The sequence below is a fragment of the Acinetobacter sp. YH12120 genome (assembly GCF_013418795.1).
GTDB classification, from domain to species: Bacteria; Pseudomonadota; Gammaproteobacteria; order Pseudomonadales; family Moraxellaceae; genus Acinetobacter; species Acinetobacter towneri.
Genome location: NZ_VPBI01000007.1, coordinates 72096 through 88576 on the forward strand (window position 1 = coordinate 72096; position 16481 = coordinate 88576).

Annotated in this window: 17 protein-coding genes; 13 read left to right on the plus strand and 4 right to left on the minus strand. The window is 43.2% G+C overall.

Annotation, left to right across the window (positions count from 1 at the left end):
• Nucleotides 1-7 precede the first annotated feature (7 nt).
• The 4 genes from FTU58_RS06740 (at nt 8) to FTU58_RS06755 (ending at nt 4190) form a co-directional block, all read left to right on the plus strand.
• Complete coding sequence (locus tag FTU58_RS06740; protein ID WP_179994152.1) at nt 8-778, plus strand: transporter; 771 nt, start codon at nt 8-10, stop codon at nt 776-778.
• A 172-nt stretch (nt 779-950) separates the two neighbouring features.
• Nucleotides 951-2783 carry a protein-disulfide reductase DsbD gene (gene dsbD, locus FTU58_RS06745; RefSeq protein WP_180062253.1) on the plus strand — a complete coding sequence of 611 codons (1833 nt, stop codon included), beginning with the start codon at nt 951-953 and terminating at the stop codon, nt 2781-2783.
• Nucleotides 2780-3460, plus strand: coding sequence for a glutathione S-transferase family protein (locus tag FTU58_RS06750; protein WP_180062245.1), 681 nt, complete (start codon nt 2780-2782; stop codon nt 3458-3460). The genes dsbD and FTU58_RS06750 overlap by 4 nt, the downstream gene beginning before the upstream one ends.
• Before the next feature lie 166 nt (nt 3461-3626).
• Nucleotides 3627-4190: an FMN-dependent NADH-azoreductase gene (locus tag FTU58_RS06755; RefSeq protein WP_096901633.1), complete on the plus strand. Its 564-nt coding sequence runs from the start codon at nt 3627-3629 to the stop codon at nt 4188-4190.
• 107 nt (nt 4191-4297) lie between these two features.
• On the opposite strand, the gene FTU58_RS06760 is transcribed toward FTU58_RS06755, so the two are convergent.
• The gene (locus tag FTU58_RS06760; protein WP_004974206.1) at nt 4298-5209 is read right to left on the minus strand and encodes an alpha/beta hydrolase; all 912 of its coding nucleotides are present in this window, start codon (nt 5207-5209) and stop codon (nt 4298-4300) included.
• Between the two features lie 154 nt (nt 5210-5363).
• Between FTU58_RS06760 and FTU58_RS06765 the strand changes: the two genes are divergently transcribed.
• Nucleotides 5364-5801 (plus strand): DUF2147 domain-containing protein, encoded by a 438-nt coding sequence (locus tag FTU58_RS06765; RefSeq protein ID WP_004974208.1) that lies wholly within the window; start codon nt 5364-5366, stop codon nt 5799-5801.
• A gap of 95 nt (nt 5802-5896) precedes the next feature.
• Here FTU58_RS06765 and FTU58_RS06770 read toward each other — a convergent pair whose 3' ends face one another.
• Entirely contained in the window at nt 5897-6244 is a 348-nt protein-coding gene (locus FTU58_RS06770; RefSeq protein ID WP_026438350.1) for a Spx/MgsR family RNA polymerase-binding regulatory protein, read from the minus strand.
• 544 nt (nt 6245-6788) lie between these two features.
• A complete protein-coding gene (locus FTU58_RS06775) occupies nt 6789-7607 on the minus strand; it encodes an exodeoxyribonuclease III (RefSeq protein ID WP_179988755.1) in 819 nt (272 codons plus the stop codon).
• 39 nt (nt 7608-7646) lie between these two features.
• Here FTU58_RS06775 and pyrE point away from each other — a divergent pair, with 39 nt between their 5' ends.
• A complete protein-coding gene (gene pyrE / locus FTU58_RS06780; RefSeq protein WP_096901637.1) occupies nt 7647-8297 on the plus strand; it encodes an orotate phosphoribosyltransferase in 651 nt (216 codons plus the stop codon).
• Nucleotides 8298-8512: 215 nt separating this feature from the next.
• Nucleotides 8513-9019, plus strand: a complete 507-nt coding sequence (locus FTU58_RS06785) for a hypothetical protein (RefSeq protein WP_096901639.1) — start codon at nt 8513-8515, stop codon at nt 9017-9019.
• A 112-nt stretch (nt 9020-9131) separates the two neighbouring features.
• On the opposite strand, the gene FTU58_RS06790 is transcribed toward FTU58_RS06785, so the two are convergent.
• Nucleotides 9132-9347, minus strand: a complete 216-nt coding sequence (locus tag FTU58_RS06790; RefSeq protein WP_096901642.1) for a DUF3565 domain-containing protein — start codon at nt 9345-9347, stop codon at nt 9132-9134.
• A 116-nt stretch (nt 9348-9463) separates the two neighbouring features.
• Between FTU58_RS06790 and gshB the strand changes: the two genes are divergently transcribed.
• The 6 genes from gshB to ftsA all read left to right on the plus strand — a co-directional run bounded on the left by gshB (nt 9464) and on the right by ftsA (nt 16456).
• Nucleotides 9464-10408 (plus strand): glutathione synthase, encoded by a 945-nt coding sequence (gene gshB, locus FTU58_RS06795; protein WP_004974228.1) that lies wholly within the window; start codon nt 9464-9466, stop codon nt 10406-10408.
• Nucleotides 10409-10727: 319 nt separating this feature from the next.
• Entirely contained in the window at nt 10728-11831 is a 1104-nt protein-coding gene (murG, locus tag FTU58_RS06800; RefSeq protein ID WP_004974229.1) for an undecaprenyldiphospho-muramoylpentapeptide beta-N-acetylglucosaminyltransferase, read from the plus strand.
• A gap of 3 nt (nt 11832-11834) precedes the next feature.
• On the plus strand, nt 11835-13283 hold the full coding sequence (gene murC, locus FTU58_RS06805) for a UDP-N-acetylmuramate--L-alanine ligase (protein WP_096901645.1): 1449 nt from the start codon (nt 11835-11837) through the stop codon (nt 13281-13283).
• Between the two features lie 56 nt (nt 13284-13339).
• Nucleotides 13340-14269 carry a D-alanine--D-alanine ligase gene (locus FTU58_RS06810; RefSeq protein ID WP_004974232.1) on the plus strand — a complete coding sequence of 310 codons (930 nt, stop codon included), beginning with the start codon at nt 13340-13342 and terminating at the stop codon, nt 14267-14269.
• A 2-nt stretch (nt 14270-14271) separates the two neighbouring features.
• Complete coding sequence (locus FTU58_RS06815) at nt 14272-15126, plus strand: cell division protein FtsQ/DivIB (RefSeq protein WP_004974235.1); 855 nt, start codon at nt 14272-14274, stop codon at nt 15124-15126.
• Nucleotides 15127-15193: 67 nt separating this feature from the next.
• Entirely contained in the window at nt 15194-16456 is a 1263-nt protein-coding gene (ftsA, locus tag FTU58_RS06820; protein ID WP_004974236.1) for a cell division protein FtsA, read from the plus strand.
• The last annotated feature ends 25 nt before the right edge of the window (nt 16457-16481 follow it).

Genomic DNA, 16481 nt, shown 5'->3' on the forward strand with positions numbered 1-16481 from the left:
TAAAAATATGTCAGTATTAAAAACAGTTGGGTTAATCGTGGCGGCAGGCATCAGCATGCAGGTGAGCGCGGCAGATTTTGAGTTTGATCGTCCTGGTGCAGGAGTGAGTACGGGTATTACACCTGTAGGGAAGTTGGCTTGGGAACAAGCTTTGCCAAGTGCAAGTTATCAAGAAAGTAACGATGCTTCGGGCGAAAAAGTTAAAACCACTCGCCTTAATGCTGACATGCTGTTACGTACAGGTTTGGCGCAAGATTTAGAGTTACAGCTGGGCTGGCAAGGTCCTGCATGGAGTAAAAGCAAAACCGCAGGTCAATCGGTTGAAGAAGATGGTTTGGGCGATGTCAGCATTGGTTTGAAACAAGCCATTGACTTAAATGATGACAAACTTTCTATGGCCGTGTTGTTGCAAGCGTTAATTGCCACAGGCAATGATGGCTTTAGCGAAGAAGATGATATTTATAGCTTGGGTACGGCAGTCAGCTATCAATACAGCGAGCTGTTAAAAACAGGCATCAACATGCGTTACGATGTGCAAAATAGCGATTGGGCGGTTACAGCAATTCCCAATATTCAGTACCGTTTAAGCGATCAATGGTCAGGTTTTTCAGAATTGGTCTATCGCAAAGCTGAAAGTCAGGACAATGAATATGGCTTAATTTCGGGAGTGATTTACGCACTGAATGAACGCACTCAACTGGATGCCAGTGTCGGTGTAGATTTAGACGGTGCAGATAAAAGTTACCGTGCAGGTTTAGGTATGGCGTTTTTGTTCTAAGCAATCGAAACCATTTAAAGCTTTAAAATACGTTGTATGCTGCAGCAGGCCAAAGTTATTAAGTATTAAGCTTGCTGCAGATCTGTTTTCATCCTAATAAAGTTCATGCCGAGGCGAGCAGAACATGAAGCAGTCCTTATTTCAGACCTTTTGGCAAGTTGCTGTTGATCTAATGGCTGATATTTTACGTTATGTGGCGCAGGGCTTATCTTGTCTGCTCGCAAGTCTATTTTTGCTGTGTTCGTTAAGCCTACACGCAGAAGCACCTTTACTCCCACCCGAACAAGCCTTTCAGTTTAGCGTTGAATCGGTCAATCCCCAGCAAGCTGAACTGCGTTGGAACATGCCTGAACAGTATTATTTGTATCAGCATCAATTTAAGGTTGAGCATGGACAGCAAATACTGGCTTTAGAGTTGCCTCCCGCAGAAGATGTTTATGATGAAAACTATGGACATACTCAGGTTTATTATCAACAAGTCAGTTTTAAAATTCCCACGCAGGCTGCACAGCGCTATCAAGTGAGTTGGCAAGGTTGTGCGCAAGATCGGCTTTGCTATCCACCACAGCGCATTGAATTTCAGACCGACAGCACTGGTTTGGTGATTTTAGACAATCAAAGCGCAGCACAAAAAAATCTGTGGGGCGGACACAGTAACCCAACCCAGAATGTGTTTTCGACAACGCCTGCCAATTCCACACTAGCATCCTCAACGAGTGTTGCGACAGCGCGACCCATCACAGCACAAGATCAAATGTGGTCAGAAAAACTGGCACAGAGTTCATTTGCTTATGGCTTGCTGCTGTTTTTTGGTTTAGGGGTTTTATTGGCCTTTACCCCATGTTCTTTGCCGATGCTACCGATTTTGACCTCCTTGTTGGTGCGTGAACATAAAGGTGTCAAAGCGTGGACGATTGCTCTGGTTTTTGTCTGTGGCATGGCAATGGTTTATGCCATATTGGGTTTAATTGCGTCATCCGCAGGTTTGAATTTTCAGCGTTGGTTACAACAACCTGCTACTTTAATTGCCTTTAGTTTACTGTTTGTGTTGTTTGCCTTAAATTTGTTTGGACTGTTTGAGATCAAGTTACCACGTGCTTGGGTCAATCGACTCGATCAGGCGCAATCTATGCAAAAAGGCGGCAATTTGGCAGGTGCTGCACTCATGGGCATGTTGTCGGCACTTTTGGTCGGCCCATGCATGACTGCGCCATTGGCAGGGGCGTTATTGTTTATTTCACAAACCCAAAGTCAGATGCAGGGGGCGTTGCTGCTATTTACGCTCGGGTTTGGCATGGGTACGCCGTTATTGTTGGCCAGTGTGCTTGGGGCAAAAGCTTTGCCACGCGCAGGTTTGTGGATGCATCAAGTCAAAGTGCTGTTTGCCTTTATTATGTTGGCATTGGCATTGTATTTTATTCGTCCGTTATTGGGTGAAGCATGGATGCAATGGCTTAGTTTGGCACTTGGAGTGGGTTTTGTCGGCTATGTGCTGCATCGTTTGAGTGGCTATCATGGTACGCTGCGGGCGATTTATCTGAGTGCGTTATTGGTGGTGGTGCCGTATCTGATTTATAACCAATATCAACACAGCCAGCGTTTTTGGCAGCAGGAAAACGATGCGGTTTTAGAATGGCACCGTGCAACGACTGCAACGGAATTACAACAGTTACTTGCCCAAGCTCCGAAAAATCAGCGCATGATTATAGATGTCTATGCCGATTGGTGTGTGGCGTGCCGTCCGATTGAACAGCAGGTATTGACATCCTCCACCGTGAAACAGGCACTTGCAGAATTTTATTTAATTAAACTCGATTTAAGCCATTACGATGCCAGTCATCAAGCCTTGTTGAATCAATGGGAAATTTTAGGGCCACCTGCCTTTTTATTTTTGGATGCACAACAACAAGAAATTCGCAGTCTGCGTTTAACAGGTGCATTTAACGAGAGCACTTTGTTAAATCAACTGCAGCAACTTCAAACCACACAGGAGTCATCGTCATGATGCAGCTGTATATTGCCAATAAAAATTATTCGAGCTGGTCGATGCGCCCGTGGTTGGTACTGAAGGCGTTTGACTTGGCTTTTGAAGAAATACAACTGAACTTTCCCTGCGAGCGTGGCGAGGGCGATTTTAAACAACGTGTCCTAGAAATTAACCCCAATGGTAAAGTGCCTGCCTTATTAGATCAGGGCATGTTGATTTGGGATTCTCTCGCCATTTGCGAATACTTGGCAGAGCAATATCCTGAACAGGCACTTTGGCCACGTGATGCACAGCAACGCGCTTGGGCGCGTAGCATCAGCGCAGAAATGCACAGCGGTTTTACCGATTTACGCAGTTTATGCGGCATGAATATTCGCGCTAATTTAGCAGAGGTGGGTGCAAAGTTATGGCAAGAACATTCGGGTTTAAGACAGGATGTGGCACGCATTGAACACATTTGGGTGGAACGTCCTGCTGTAGATGGTTTCTTGTGTGGTGAATTTAGCATTGCCGATGCGTTTTATGCCCCTGTGGTGACACGTTTTATGAGCTATGCTTTGCCTGTGAGCGCAGAAAGCCAACACTATATGCAGCGGGTGATGCAACATCCTGCCATGCAGGCTTGGGTGCAGGCAGCTTTACAAGAAGCAATGTGGGTCAATTATTTAGAGCCTTATCAAAAACCAGCAAAATGACTTGGAAAAAGCAGGATTAGGAAAAATACTGCGGAAGTTTTTGTGCGGTAAAGTGGTCTTTTTTGTTCCAAAAATAAAACATAGTGTCTTAGTTTTCCCAATTATTCTATTTACGCTGCACGATTAAAATAGCGTTATTAAATGAATACAAGATTGGAACATCCCCATGAAAATTTTACACATCGACTCGAGTATTTTAGGTGAAAACTCAGTTTCACGTCAGTTAAGCCAAGCGATTGTGCAACAATTGACTGCAAAAAATAGCAATGCACAGGTCGATTATTTAGATTTGGCACAACAGCCGATTCCGCACTTAACTGCCGAAATTTTAATGGGGCAGGATGCAGAACAAGCGGCTTTAGGTGAAAAAATCATCCAGCAATATATTGATGCCGATGTCGTGGTGGTGGGTGCAGCCATGTATAACTTTGGTTTGACTTCAACTTTAAAAGCATGGATTGACCGCATTAGCGTGGCGGGAAGAACCTTTAAATATACCGAGCAAGGGCCTGTAGGTTTGGCGGGTGAGAAAAAAGCCTATATCGCCAGCAGCCGTGGCGGTGTGTATGGTGATAATAGCCCTGCTGATTTTCAGGAAGATTTCTTGAAAACCATCTTCAACTTTACAGGGGTGAATGATGTAGAAATTATTCGCGCTGAAGGGGTGAGTATGTCGGAATTTAAAGACCAAGCTGTTGCCAATGCGATGCAAAAAATTCAGGCGATTTAACCCACTATTTCAATAAAAAAAGCTCAGTGCCTTGAGGGTGCTGAGCTTTTTTTATATAGATGGATCGGCTAAAAGGGTTGGTTAGCAAAGCCTTGTTATGGTTGAACTTAGCTCTGATCTTGCCGATGTGCAAACTCTGCTAAATCTGCCAATGCACGTTTGGCTTCTTCAAACCACGGTGAAAACATTTGAAAATTGTGCCACATACCCGTGTAGAGTTTGTAATGCACTTCTACGCCTGCCTGTTCGGCTTTTTCTTTAAAACGTGTTGCATCATCCAGCAAAATTTCTTTAGAGCCAATTTGTACTAAAACTGGTGGTAATTCATGTAAATCATCAAACAATGGCGAAATTTGCGGGTCTGCCCGATCAAGTTCAGGCGGTACATAGTAATCAATGCCTGTTTCCAGCGTTTCAATTGACAGCAGGGCATCATGCTTGCTGTTATAACGCAAGGATTCACTGGTGAGGGTTAAATCTAAAAATGGTGACAGCAGCATTAAGCCACTCACTTGCGGCAATTGCTCATCACGTATTTTTAAAGCTAGCGCCAACGCTAAATTTGCACCGCAAGAATCTCCTGACAAAATAATATCTTTGGCGTGTATACCTTGCGCCAACAGACTTTGATAGACATCAAACACGGCTTCCAAAGCATGTGGAAAAGGATGCTCAGGTGCAAGCGGATAATCGACATGAATCACTTGCATTTGGGTGCGTGCCGCAACTTGACTCAAAAATGCTCGATGGGTATTTAACGAACCCAGAAAAAAAGCCCCGCCATGAATATGAAAAATGAGCTGTGTTGCAGCATTCTGTGGTTTTAATTCTTCGGCATGCAGACCTGCTAAACGCAGCGCGCGTACCTGCACCGACTTTTGCATGGGAAATAAACGGCACATTTGTTCTAGTGCAAAACGTACAGAATTGGGGGGTAAATTAAATTGGCTTGGTTTGCGAATGGTGGTTTTTAAAAACTGCTCTGTAATAATTTGTTTCCACATGGGGTTAATCTTCATGATTTTTCCATCTTGTTCTTTATTTGATCGGATATTTGTGTATTTACCAACATAATTTACAAGGGTACACTAAACGGTCACATTCAAAAATTGCAAATTTGTTGTGACTTTTTAATAATAAAGTTGTCTGATAGTAGACCAGGGAAACAAAACAATGAAAAAAATTGCACTTGCATTCGGGCTGTTAGGTTTAAGCGCTTTGGCCAATGCTGCAGATCCGCTTAACGGCACAGTTTGGAAAACAATTGACGACAAAACCAAACAACCCAAAGCCACGGTAAGATTTACTGAGCAAAAAAATGGAACTTTAACCGCAAGCATTCAGTCAATTTTAACGCCTGGTGAAGAAAATGCCTGTACAAAATGTGAAGGTCCGTATCACAACAAATCACTCAAAGGTTTGACCATTGTTCGCGGTCTGAAAAATACAGGCGGCACGAGCTACGATGGTGGTTCAATTCTTGACCCGCAAACAGGTAAAACCTACAAGCTAAAAGGTAAACTTGCCGATGGTGGTAAGAAACTGGAATTGCGTGGTTTCATTGGTGTAGCGGCATTGGGTCGTAACCAAACATGGATTCGTGCGAACTAAGCATGTATTCCACCTGTGCAGTTGAAATTATATTGCACAGGATATAAAAAAACCTGCTCCATGTGAGCAGGTTTTTTATTGGTATTTTTTTAAACTTAACCTAAAGCACGATAAGCCGCTTCATCAAAACCCGCAATAAAGCCTGATTCAGTTTTTAAGACAGGACGTTTAATTAAACTGGTGTGAGTGCAAAGTGCTTCAATTAAGTTGGCTTCACTGGCCAAAGCAGCTTGCTGTTCTGCTTCGCTGAGTTTGCGCCAAGTGGTGCCTTTTTTATTCAGTACTACATCTTGCCCAAGCGCATCTAACCAACTTTTGACAGTGTCGGCATCGATCCCTTGTTTTTTATAATCGTGAAACTCATAACTTAGCCCCAATTCATTGAGTAAATCGAAGGCTTTTTTCATTGAATTGCAGTTCTTAATCCCATAAATTTTTAACATATTTTTTTCACGTTAATATCATCAAACTGGCTATAGCCTAGCCCAAAACAGCGCTAAGTGCTAGAAACTTGCAGTGAACAATGATTGGCTGTTTAAATGGTATGTGTCATCAATACGTCATACCGATGTCACCAAATTGACACTTGATCGCTCTAAAATGGGACGCATAAACAGAAAAAATGAAAAACTTGATAAGAACAGACTCTAGTGAAAATAAAAAATACAGTGAAGAACAACAGTAACAGCGCAAAACAGAAAATAAGATGATAAAAAGAGAAAACCCGCATTTAATCATCCTGATTATGCGGGTCTCATTTTAACGTCCATTGTTACATCCTTGAAACTAACCAAAACCAGTTAGTTTACTTTCCATCCTTCGGCTTCCAATCCTTTTGTGTCATCCTGACTGTCCCTTTGCCGTGATGCAATAATGCGCTGAATCGACTTGAAGATAAATACACAAAGTCGACAGATTATGTGCGAATTGAACCTCAGTTGAGTGAACAATTGTTCACTCATATAGGCTGTGAAATTTGTGTGAATATTAGATCTTATAATCAATAATCACAGGGGCATGGTCACTAAACCATTCGTCTTTATACACCCAAGCATTGACAGTGCGTGCTTTCCAGTCGGGTGAGCAAGCATGATAATCAATCCGCCAACCAACGTTCTTGGCACGGGCTTGCCCGCGATTTGACCACCAAGAATACAGCTCCGCTTCATGGCGCACTTCACGGAAGGTATCAACATAGCCCAAATCATTGTAAATATGATCTAACCATGCACGTTCATGCGGCAAACAACCTGAAGACTTTTGGTTGCCCGACCAGTTTTTAATATCAATGCGCTTATGCACGATGTTGTAATCGCCACAGACAATGATCGATTTATTGTCTTCACGCCACTGTTTTAGAATTTTTTGATACTCTTCTAAAAAGTGATCTTTCCGCATTTGGGCTTCTTCACCTGAAGAGCCAGAAGGCAAATACAGTGAACAGATGTAAATTGGGTGATCCAGTCCTACATCAAATTCAGCACTGATAAAGCGACCCTGAGAATCGGCCAATTCAAAGCCTAAACCATTTTGCACAGAAACAAACGGCAAACGGCTATAAATAGCTGTCCCTGCGTAGCCTGCGCGTTCTGCAGGGAAAAGATGCGTGTGCCAGCCTTCTGGCTTAAATTTATCGGTCCATTGGGCGTGTGTGATGCGGCTTTCCTGCATGCAAATCACGTCTGCTTCAGACTTTTCCAACCATTCGAGTAAGCCTTTGCTTACCGATGAACGCAACCCATTGACGTTAATTGAAACCACTCGAAGAATTTTTTGATCACTCGGATAGCTACTCTTTGGTATCATGCTCAGGTCTTACCTCAATGTATTAATTTGGAGCACCTCATGACATCGCCAGCTCAATTTAACCCGCAAGCTTTTATCGAACTCGCCTTATCACGTGGTGTGCTTAAATTTGGTGAGTTTACTTTAAAATCGGGTCGTGTGAGTCCTTATTTTTTTAACGCAGGTTTGTTGAATGATGGCGAAGCTTTATCGCTATTGGCTTCGGGCTATGCAGATCAACTCATGCAATGCAAAAATGTAGATGTTATTTTCGGGCCTGCCTATAAAGGTATTCCATTTGTGGCAGCTACAGCAGTGGCTTTATCGCAAAATCATGGCGTAAGTGTGCCGTGGGGGTTTAACCGTAAAGAAGCCAAAGACCATGGTGAAGGTGGTGTGTTGGTGGGTGCTGCGGTTGAAGGCAAAAAAGTCTGGATTATTGATGATGTGATCACTGCGGGTACGGCTATTCGTGAAGTGGTGACTATTTTGAAAAATGCAGGCGCACAAATTGCGGGCGTATTGGTGGCTTTAGACCGTCAAGAAAAAGGTCAGGGCGATTTGTCTGCTATTCAGGAAGTGCAAAAAGAGTTGGAAATTCCTGTGCATGCTTTAATTACCATGAAAGATTTAATGAATTATTTGGATGCCAAAGGTGAAAAAGATGCCTTGGCGAAAATGGAAGCGTACCGTGTAAAGTATGGGATTTAAGTCTTATCAATTCTCTTTAATGATAATATTGAGCGTTGATTAATAATTTAGCGCGGAACGTAACAAGTTTATAAAAAGCCCAGATCTGTAGGTTTGGGCTTTTTTTGTATGCAGTGGACTGAATTATGTGGAATAATTTTCGTGATGTGTTAAAGGTGTATGATGTCGATTTTAGAATAGCTTATTCTTAAAAATATTATGAGCGATGTCTTTCAATGAAAAATAAAGAATATATTAATCAGTATTTAGATAATACTTGTGATCTTGTCATTCAACACCTTAAAAATATAATGGTATTTCAAGCTAATATTCAAAAGTCTTGGGGATATCACTCCAGATTTATAGAGAGATTAGTTCATCCAGAAGATGAATTAATTTTTAAGGGATACTCTAATCCTGTTTTTCAAAATTTACCTGTGGGCTCTATTCCTGCAAGAAAAGAACACATCGTACCTATGTCTTATCTTTTCAATGGTTTATGGGGTTTAATAAAAACCGATCAATTATCAAATCAAGAATTATCAACGATTCTCAAACGAAATTTAGGCATAGCTTATATTACTCATGACGAGCAAAAAAAATTAGATTCCAAGACATGTGGCTTAAAAAACAAAATGCCTGATGGATGGTGTTTAAAAACAGGGGATCCATTAGATCGTTTAAAAGCTGCTGATATTGAACTTGTAGATGAGTTTGGGGCGCCCATACTATCTTTAATTTGACGGTGTCAGCACAATTATCATCTAAGAAAATATACTTAAATTTTCGATTTAACATAATCGTGGTCGTTATACGAAAGCCCCGCTTCATGGGTCGTTTGATTATCTTTTTAACCTAAAATCTCTTATCCAAAACCCACTCCAATTCCTCCTCACACTTCTTACACTCCAGCATCACCCCCAACTTTTCCTTGCGCCCTTGCTCTGTGATTACCCACGGGCGGTTTTGCCACGGTGGATTATGCCGCACATGCTGCCCATGACCGCAGGCCAAATCTGCGACCCAATCATTTTCTTCATCTAAATGAAAACCAATAATCGCTTGTTGCATCGCATACTCCTAAGTGCATGATGATCGTGGATAAAGCGTTACGAAAATTGCAGCAAAACCAAAGCCAAACTCCGCTATACTTTTGCTTATTCAATTCTTCAAAAGAGCACCGAAATATGCGCGTACTTGTTGTGATGGATCCCATCGAAAGTGTCAATTTGAAAAAAGACTCAACCATGGCGATGTTATGGGCGGCAAGCCGTCGTGGGCATACCTTGGGCTATGCATTACAGCAAGACTTATATATTGATCAGGGCAAGGCATTTGGTCTGATTGCATCGCTCAAAGTCTTTGAAGATTATAACCATTATTACGAATTGGGCGAAAAACGCAAAGAATCCTTAGCTGATTATGATGTCATTCTCATGCGTAAAGACCCGCCTTTTGACATGAATTTCGTTTATACCACATATATTTTAGAGCAAGCTGAACGCGAAGGCGCATGGATCATCAACAAGCCGCAAAGCCTGCGTGACTGTAATGAAAAGCTGTTTGCGACTCAATTCCCAGAACTACAAGTTCCGACATTGGTCACTTCACAACAAAGCCTGATTCGTGAATTTATTCAGCAACATGGTGATGTGATCGTTAAACCGCTCGATGGCATGGGCGGCATGGGAATTTTCCGTTTGTACCAAGATGGGGTCAATATTGGCTCAACCATTGAAATTCTGACCAACAACGGCACTCAGCCAATCATGGCGCAGCGCTATATTCCAGAAATTGTAGATGGTGATAAACGCATCCTCATGGTTAATGGTGAGCCTGTGCCTTATTGTTTGGCACGAATTCCACAAAATGGCGAAGTGCGTGGCAACTTAGCTGCAGGTGGTTTAGGCGAAGCACGTCCATTGACTGAAAACGACAAAGCCATTGCCGCCAAAGTCGGGCCATTTTTACGTGAAAAAGGCTTGGTTTTTGTCGGATTAGATGTGATTGGCAACTATGTCACTGAAATCAACGTGACCAGTCCAACGTGTATTCGTGAAATTGATGCACAGTTTGGTACATCCATTGCCGATGATTTATTTACCGTACTTGAAGCAGGTCGTCCCAACTAAGTTTGGGCTTTATGCTCACTGTATCAATACAAAAGCCGTTTTCTATTTGAAAGCGGCCTTGTTTTTAGAGACGTGGATACAAAAAACAACTTAAACACTTTGCAAAATAGATCAATCAAAGCAGGTAAAATTGAATAAAACTTAACATTTTCCGTAGATTAATAATAAAACTAGTTTAAACTTGAAAATCTGTAGAAAAAAACAATCAAGCACTTGGTGAAAAAAAGTAAATAACCTTTCAAGCCCATGCGTTTGTGATTACAATTGATAGCTTATACAAGATTTTTATTTGCCTTATTTTGAGTTGAAGAATTAAACCGTGACTGACGCACAGCAACAACAGCCTAAACATGTCATGATGATGGCCGCAGGTACAGGTGGACATGTTTTTCCCGCTTTGGCCGTCGCAAAACAATTACAGCAACAAGGGATTCAAGTGTCATGGTTGGCGACCCCAACGGGCATGGAAAATCGTCTGCTTAAAAATCATAATATCCCAATTTACCAAATTAATATTCAAGGTGTACGTGGCAACGGTTTGATCCGTAAACTGGCTGCACCATTTAAAATTTTAGGCGCAACGCTCAGTGCTGTGCGTTACATGAAGCAATTAAAAGTTGATGCTGTTGCAGGTTTTGGTGGTTATGTGGCAGGGCCAGGTGGCTTGGCAGCACGTGCTTTGGGTATTCCTGTGCTGATTCACGAACAAAATGCAGTTGCGGGTTTTACCAACACTCAATTGTCACGTGTGGCAAAAACCGTGTGTCAGGCTTTCCCAAATACCTTTCCAAACAGTAACAAAATTGTCACCACAGGCAACCCTGTTCGTGAAGAAATCACTGCGACCTTAAGCCCTGCATGGCGCTATCAGGAACGTGAAAAAGCAGGCTTGCCAATTCGTATTTTAATTGTGGGTGGTTCACTAGGTGCACAAGCCTTAAATGAATGTGTACCTGAAGCGTTAAAGCAACTAAATGTCGCTTTAGATGTTTATCATCAATGTGGGCAAAACCATGCCGAAGCGACGCAGGCACGTTATGCACACAAGCCTGACCATTTACAGGTTGAGGTACAGCCTTTTATTGAAGATATGGCCAAAGCCTATAGTGATGCCGATTTAATTATTTGTCGTGCGGGCGCACTCACGGTAACCGAGGTCGCGACTGCAGGTGTTGCAGCAGTATTTGTACCATTGCCTAGTGCGGTGGATGATCACCAAACTGCCAATGCCAAGTTTTTAGCCGATCTTGGTGCAGCAAAAATCTGTCCGCAAGCCAGCATGACACCTGAAAGTTTAACAACATTATTAACCCCGTTAATGAATCGTCAATTGTTGTCTGAAATGGCGGTCAAAGCCCGTCAGCAGGCGCAGCCTGATGCAACTCAACACGTGGTTCGTCTTATTCAAGCATTGTTCGAGTAAAATATGTCTCCTTCTACACCCGCTGATCAAGCGAAAAAATTAATCAAAGTGCCTGAAATGCGCCGTATCAAACACATTCATTTTGTGGGTATTGGTGGCGCGGGGATGTGTGGTATTGCCGAAGTCTTGAAAAACCAAGGCTATAAAGTGTCGGGTTCAGACATCAAAGCTTCAAAAACCACAGCGCAATTAGAAGAAAACGGCATCAAGGTTTATATTGGGCATGCGGCAGAGAATATTAAAGGCGCCAATGTGTTGGTGGTGTCTACTGCAATTGACCCAGAAAACCCAGAAATTAAAACAGCAATTGACACCCGTATTCCTGTGGTGCGTCGTGCTGAAATGCTGGGCGAGTTGATGCGTTACCGTCATGGTATTGCAGTCGCGGGTACACATGGTAAAACCACCACTACCAGTTTAATCACCTGTATGTTGGCCGAAGAAAACATGGATCCAACTTACGTGATTGGTGGTTTGCTAAACCGTACTGGGGTCAATGCAGCATTGGGTGCTAGCCGTTATATCGTGGCAGAAGCCGATGAATCTGATGCATCGTTCTTATTCCTAGAGCCAATGGCGGCTGTGGTGACCAATATTGATGCCGACCACATGGACACCTATGGTGGTAGTTTCGATACCTTAAAAGATACCTTTATTCAATTTTTGCACAAACTGCCATTCTACGGTTTGGCTGTGGTGTGTGGTGATGATGCCAATATTCGTGAAATCATGCCGCGTATCGGGCGCCCTGTATTGACCTATGGTTTTAATGAAGACAACGATATTCGTGCCGTTGATGTTGATCAAGACGGTATGCGCACACACTTTACTGTACTGCGTAAAGACCGCGAACCATTACGCGTGACGGTGAATCAACCGGGGCTGCATAACGTATTGAATGCCTTGGCTGCAATTGGAATTGCCACCGATGAAGGCGTTTCTGATGGTGCAATTTGCCGTGCTTTAGAAGGCTTTAGCGGTGTCGGTCGTCGTTTCCAAGTACAAGGTGAGTTTGCGGTAGCAGACGGCAATGTGAAATTGGTAGATGACTACGGACATCACCCGAAAGAAGTGGAAGCCACCATTAAAGCTGCGCGTCAAAGTCATCCTGATCGCCGTTTGGTGATGTTGTTCCAGCCACACCGTTTTAGTCGCACCCGTGACTGTTTTGATGACTTTGTGGAAGTGTTGTCACAAGTCGATCAATTGTTATTGCTCGATGTTTATCCTGCGGGTGAAAAACCAATTGTTGGCGCAGATAGCCGTACTTTGGCACGCAGTATTCGTTTGCGTGGTCAGGTTGAGCCAATTTTGGTCGATCCAAATGACGGCAACCTACCGAATATTGTGAAACAAGTGTTACAGGCCAATGACTTGTTATTGACCCAAGGTGCAGGTAATGTGGGGGCGATTTCAATCGAGCTTGCACAAAACCATTTATATTTAAAATAATCACAACCTGTGATGTTTGAATTTGATCGACCAGTTTAAAGTTTAAGGATATAAACGTGTCAAATGCTTCAAAGTTCGGCAAAGTTGCCGTGTTATTGGGTGGAAAATCTGCTGAGCGTGAGGTTTCTCTAGACAGCGGTCAAGCAGTACTCGAAGCACTGCTACGTTCTGGGGTCAATGCAGAAGCATTTGATCCACAAACACGTAGCGTGACCGAATTGGTCAATTATGATCGTGCCTTTATTGTGTTACACGGGCGCGGTGGTGAAGATGGTCAAATTCAAGGTGTTTTGGAATGGTTGAATATTCCATACACGGGTACGGGCGTGCAAGGTTCAGCCATTGGCATGGACAAAGTGAAGACCAAGCAAATTTGGCAAGGTTCTGACTTGCCAACTGCGCCATATCGTATTGTTAGCAAAGATTCCAATATTGAAGACGTGGTTGCCGAATTGGGTTTACCACTCATCATCAAGCCTGTACATGAAGGTTCAAGTATTGGCATGAGCAAAGTCGAAAAAGTAGAAGACTTTGCCGATGCTGTAGCGAAAGCAACTGCACATGACGCTATTGTTATGGCTGAAAAATGGATTACAGGACGTGAATTTACCATCGTGCTGTTAAATGGTCAGGCTTTACCGATTATTCGTTTAGAACCACCGAAAGATGTGGCGTTCTATGATTATGAAGCCAAATATCAACGTAATGATGTGCAATACGGTATTCCGTGTGGTTTAAGCACTGCCGAAGAGCAACAGTTACAAGCTTTGGCATTACGTGCCTTCCAAGCCGTGGGTGCAAGTGGCTGGGGTCGTATTGATGCCATGCAAGATGAGAACGGCAATTTCTGGCTATTGGAAGTGAATACCGTGCCGGGAATGACCAGCCACTCTTTAGTTCCGAAAGCGGCAAATGCAGTCGGCTATAGTTTTGATGAGCTGTGTGTGGCAATTTTGGCACAAACCCTTACAGGTGAAGCACACTAAATATGGCTCAACTTCCTGCATCCTTGCGCCGTAAACGGGCAGCGATTACCTCGATTCATGACAAACCGCCAACAGCCAAAGAAAAGCTGATTCATTTTGGCGGTTGGGTAATGCTGTGCGTTGCGGTGCTCGTGTTGGCAGTGGGTGCGTACGGGCTATACAAAGTCATGACCGATGCACAAATTGCCAAGCTAGATGTAGTGGGTACACGTTCAGATGCGGAACACCGCCAAGTGATGACGCATGTGAACCCTGTAATGACCAAGAACTATTTCACCTCTGACCTAGAGCAAATCCGCGATACCGCTTTGGAGTTGTCTTGGGTAGATCGAGTGGTGGTTTCACGTGCGTGGCCGAATGCTATTCGTGTGCGGGTTATGCCGCGTCATCCAATTGCACGTTGGGGGACAGGTCGTTTGCTCAGTGACAGCGGTGAAGTCTTTACCGAGGTCACGCCACAAAATAATCAACATTTACCGTTATTACACGGGCCAACGCATCAATCTAAAATGATGATGCGTCGTTATAATGAAATTAACCAATTATTCTTACCCGTCAACGATCGTTTAAAAGAACTATATTTAACAGAACGTATGACGTGGTTTATGCAGTTTGATTCAGGTCTACGTGTTATTGTAGATAAAGATCAAACCATGAGTAAGCTGCAGCGCTTGGGGCATCTTGCACAAAGTGATTTGAAACCTGTATGGTCTAAAATATCCGCCATCGATTTGCGTTATCGCAATGGTTTAGCCATTCAATGGAAAAACTCAATTCCGCCAAAAATTGCAAATGGTCACTTTGTTGTAACGATTGATGACACAAGCATTGCAGAGGGAATAAGAGCAAAGCCATAATATTGGGCTTTAAAAAAATAGAGGCATTAAGCCATAAATTAAACATACTGGTAATGGTAGTGAATAAATGAGTGAAGCTGTTCCCTCGGTTGTTGCGATTGACATTGGGACGCACAAAGTTTCAGTTTTGATTGCTAAGGTCCATGCGCCAGACAATATCCAAGTCATTGGTATGGCCACCGCACGTAATCGAGGCATGAGTAAGGGAAAAATTGTCAGTCTCGATAAAGTGATTACTGCAATTAAAAATGCCGTGCAAGAAGCGGAAGATATGGCGGAATGCCGTGTGCATTCGGCATGGATTTCTATTCCTAGTGCAGAGCTAAAAAGCTTTTATGCTTCAGGTCGCACACCTATTGAAAGTAGTGATCACACCATTACCACCAGTGAAGTGGTACGCGCCTTGGACTTGGCCAAAGCCAGTCACCTCACCTCAGACCATTATTTGGTGAGTGCAGTACCACTCGGTTTCGATTTAGATGATTCGGGTGAATGGGTACAAAACCCAATTCGTATGTCAGCACATAGCATGACGGGGCATTATCAATTGATGATGTTGCCTATTAGCACCATGCAGAATTTAGACCGTGCTTTAAAAGGTGCCAATATTGGTGTCGAAAAAATGGTGGTGTCAAATTTAGCCACTGCAGAAGCCAGTCTGCTTAAAGATGAAAAAGAATACGGTGTGTGTCTGGTAGATATTGGCGCAGGTACGACCAGTATTGCAGTTTATTTAGATGGACGTTTGGCCTTGGCACACACTTTGCAGCGTGGTGGTGAGCATGTCACCCGCGATATTGCAGCGGTGTTACAAACCACAACTGAAGAAGCTGAACGGATTAAGCTATTGTATGGCTGTGTAGATATGAAAGTGGTCAAACCTGATCACATGATTCAGATTCAGGGCATTGATGGGCCGCAAACCATTAGCCGTATTGAACTGGCGGAAATTATTATTGCGCGTTATGAAGAAATTTTTGCACAAATTCGTCAGGAACTCGAAAAGAGCGGTGCCATTCATGGTTTATATCATGGTGTGGTTTTGGCGGGTGATGCCTCACAAATTGAAGGCATGATCAGCTTGGTACGTCGTATGTTGGGTGTTTCGGCACACTTGGGGAATCATCCTTCACAAGTTTATGCCGATGAACCGCATCAGGCCGCCTTACGCCGTTCACAATATGCAACAGCTTCAGGCTTATTGCTTTATAGTCAAAACTATACTCAAGACACGATTGTAGAACATGAAGACCCTGAAACCTTATCGGTTTGGGGGCGTGTCGGACGGGCATGGTCTGGCTTGAACGAAAAGTTAAAATCTATTTTTTAGTTGAGTTTTTTGGGAATATTGTTAG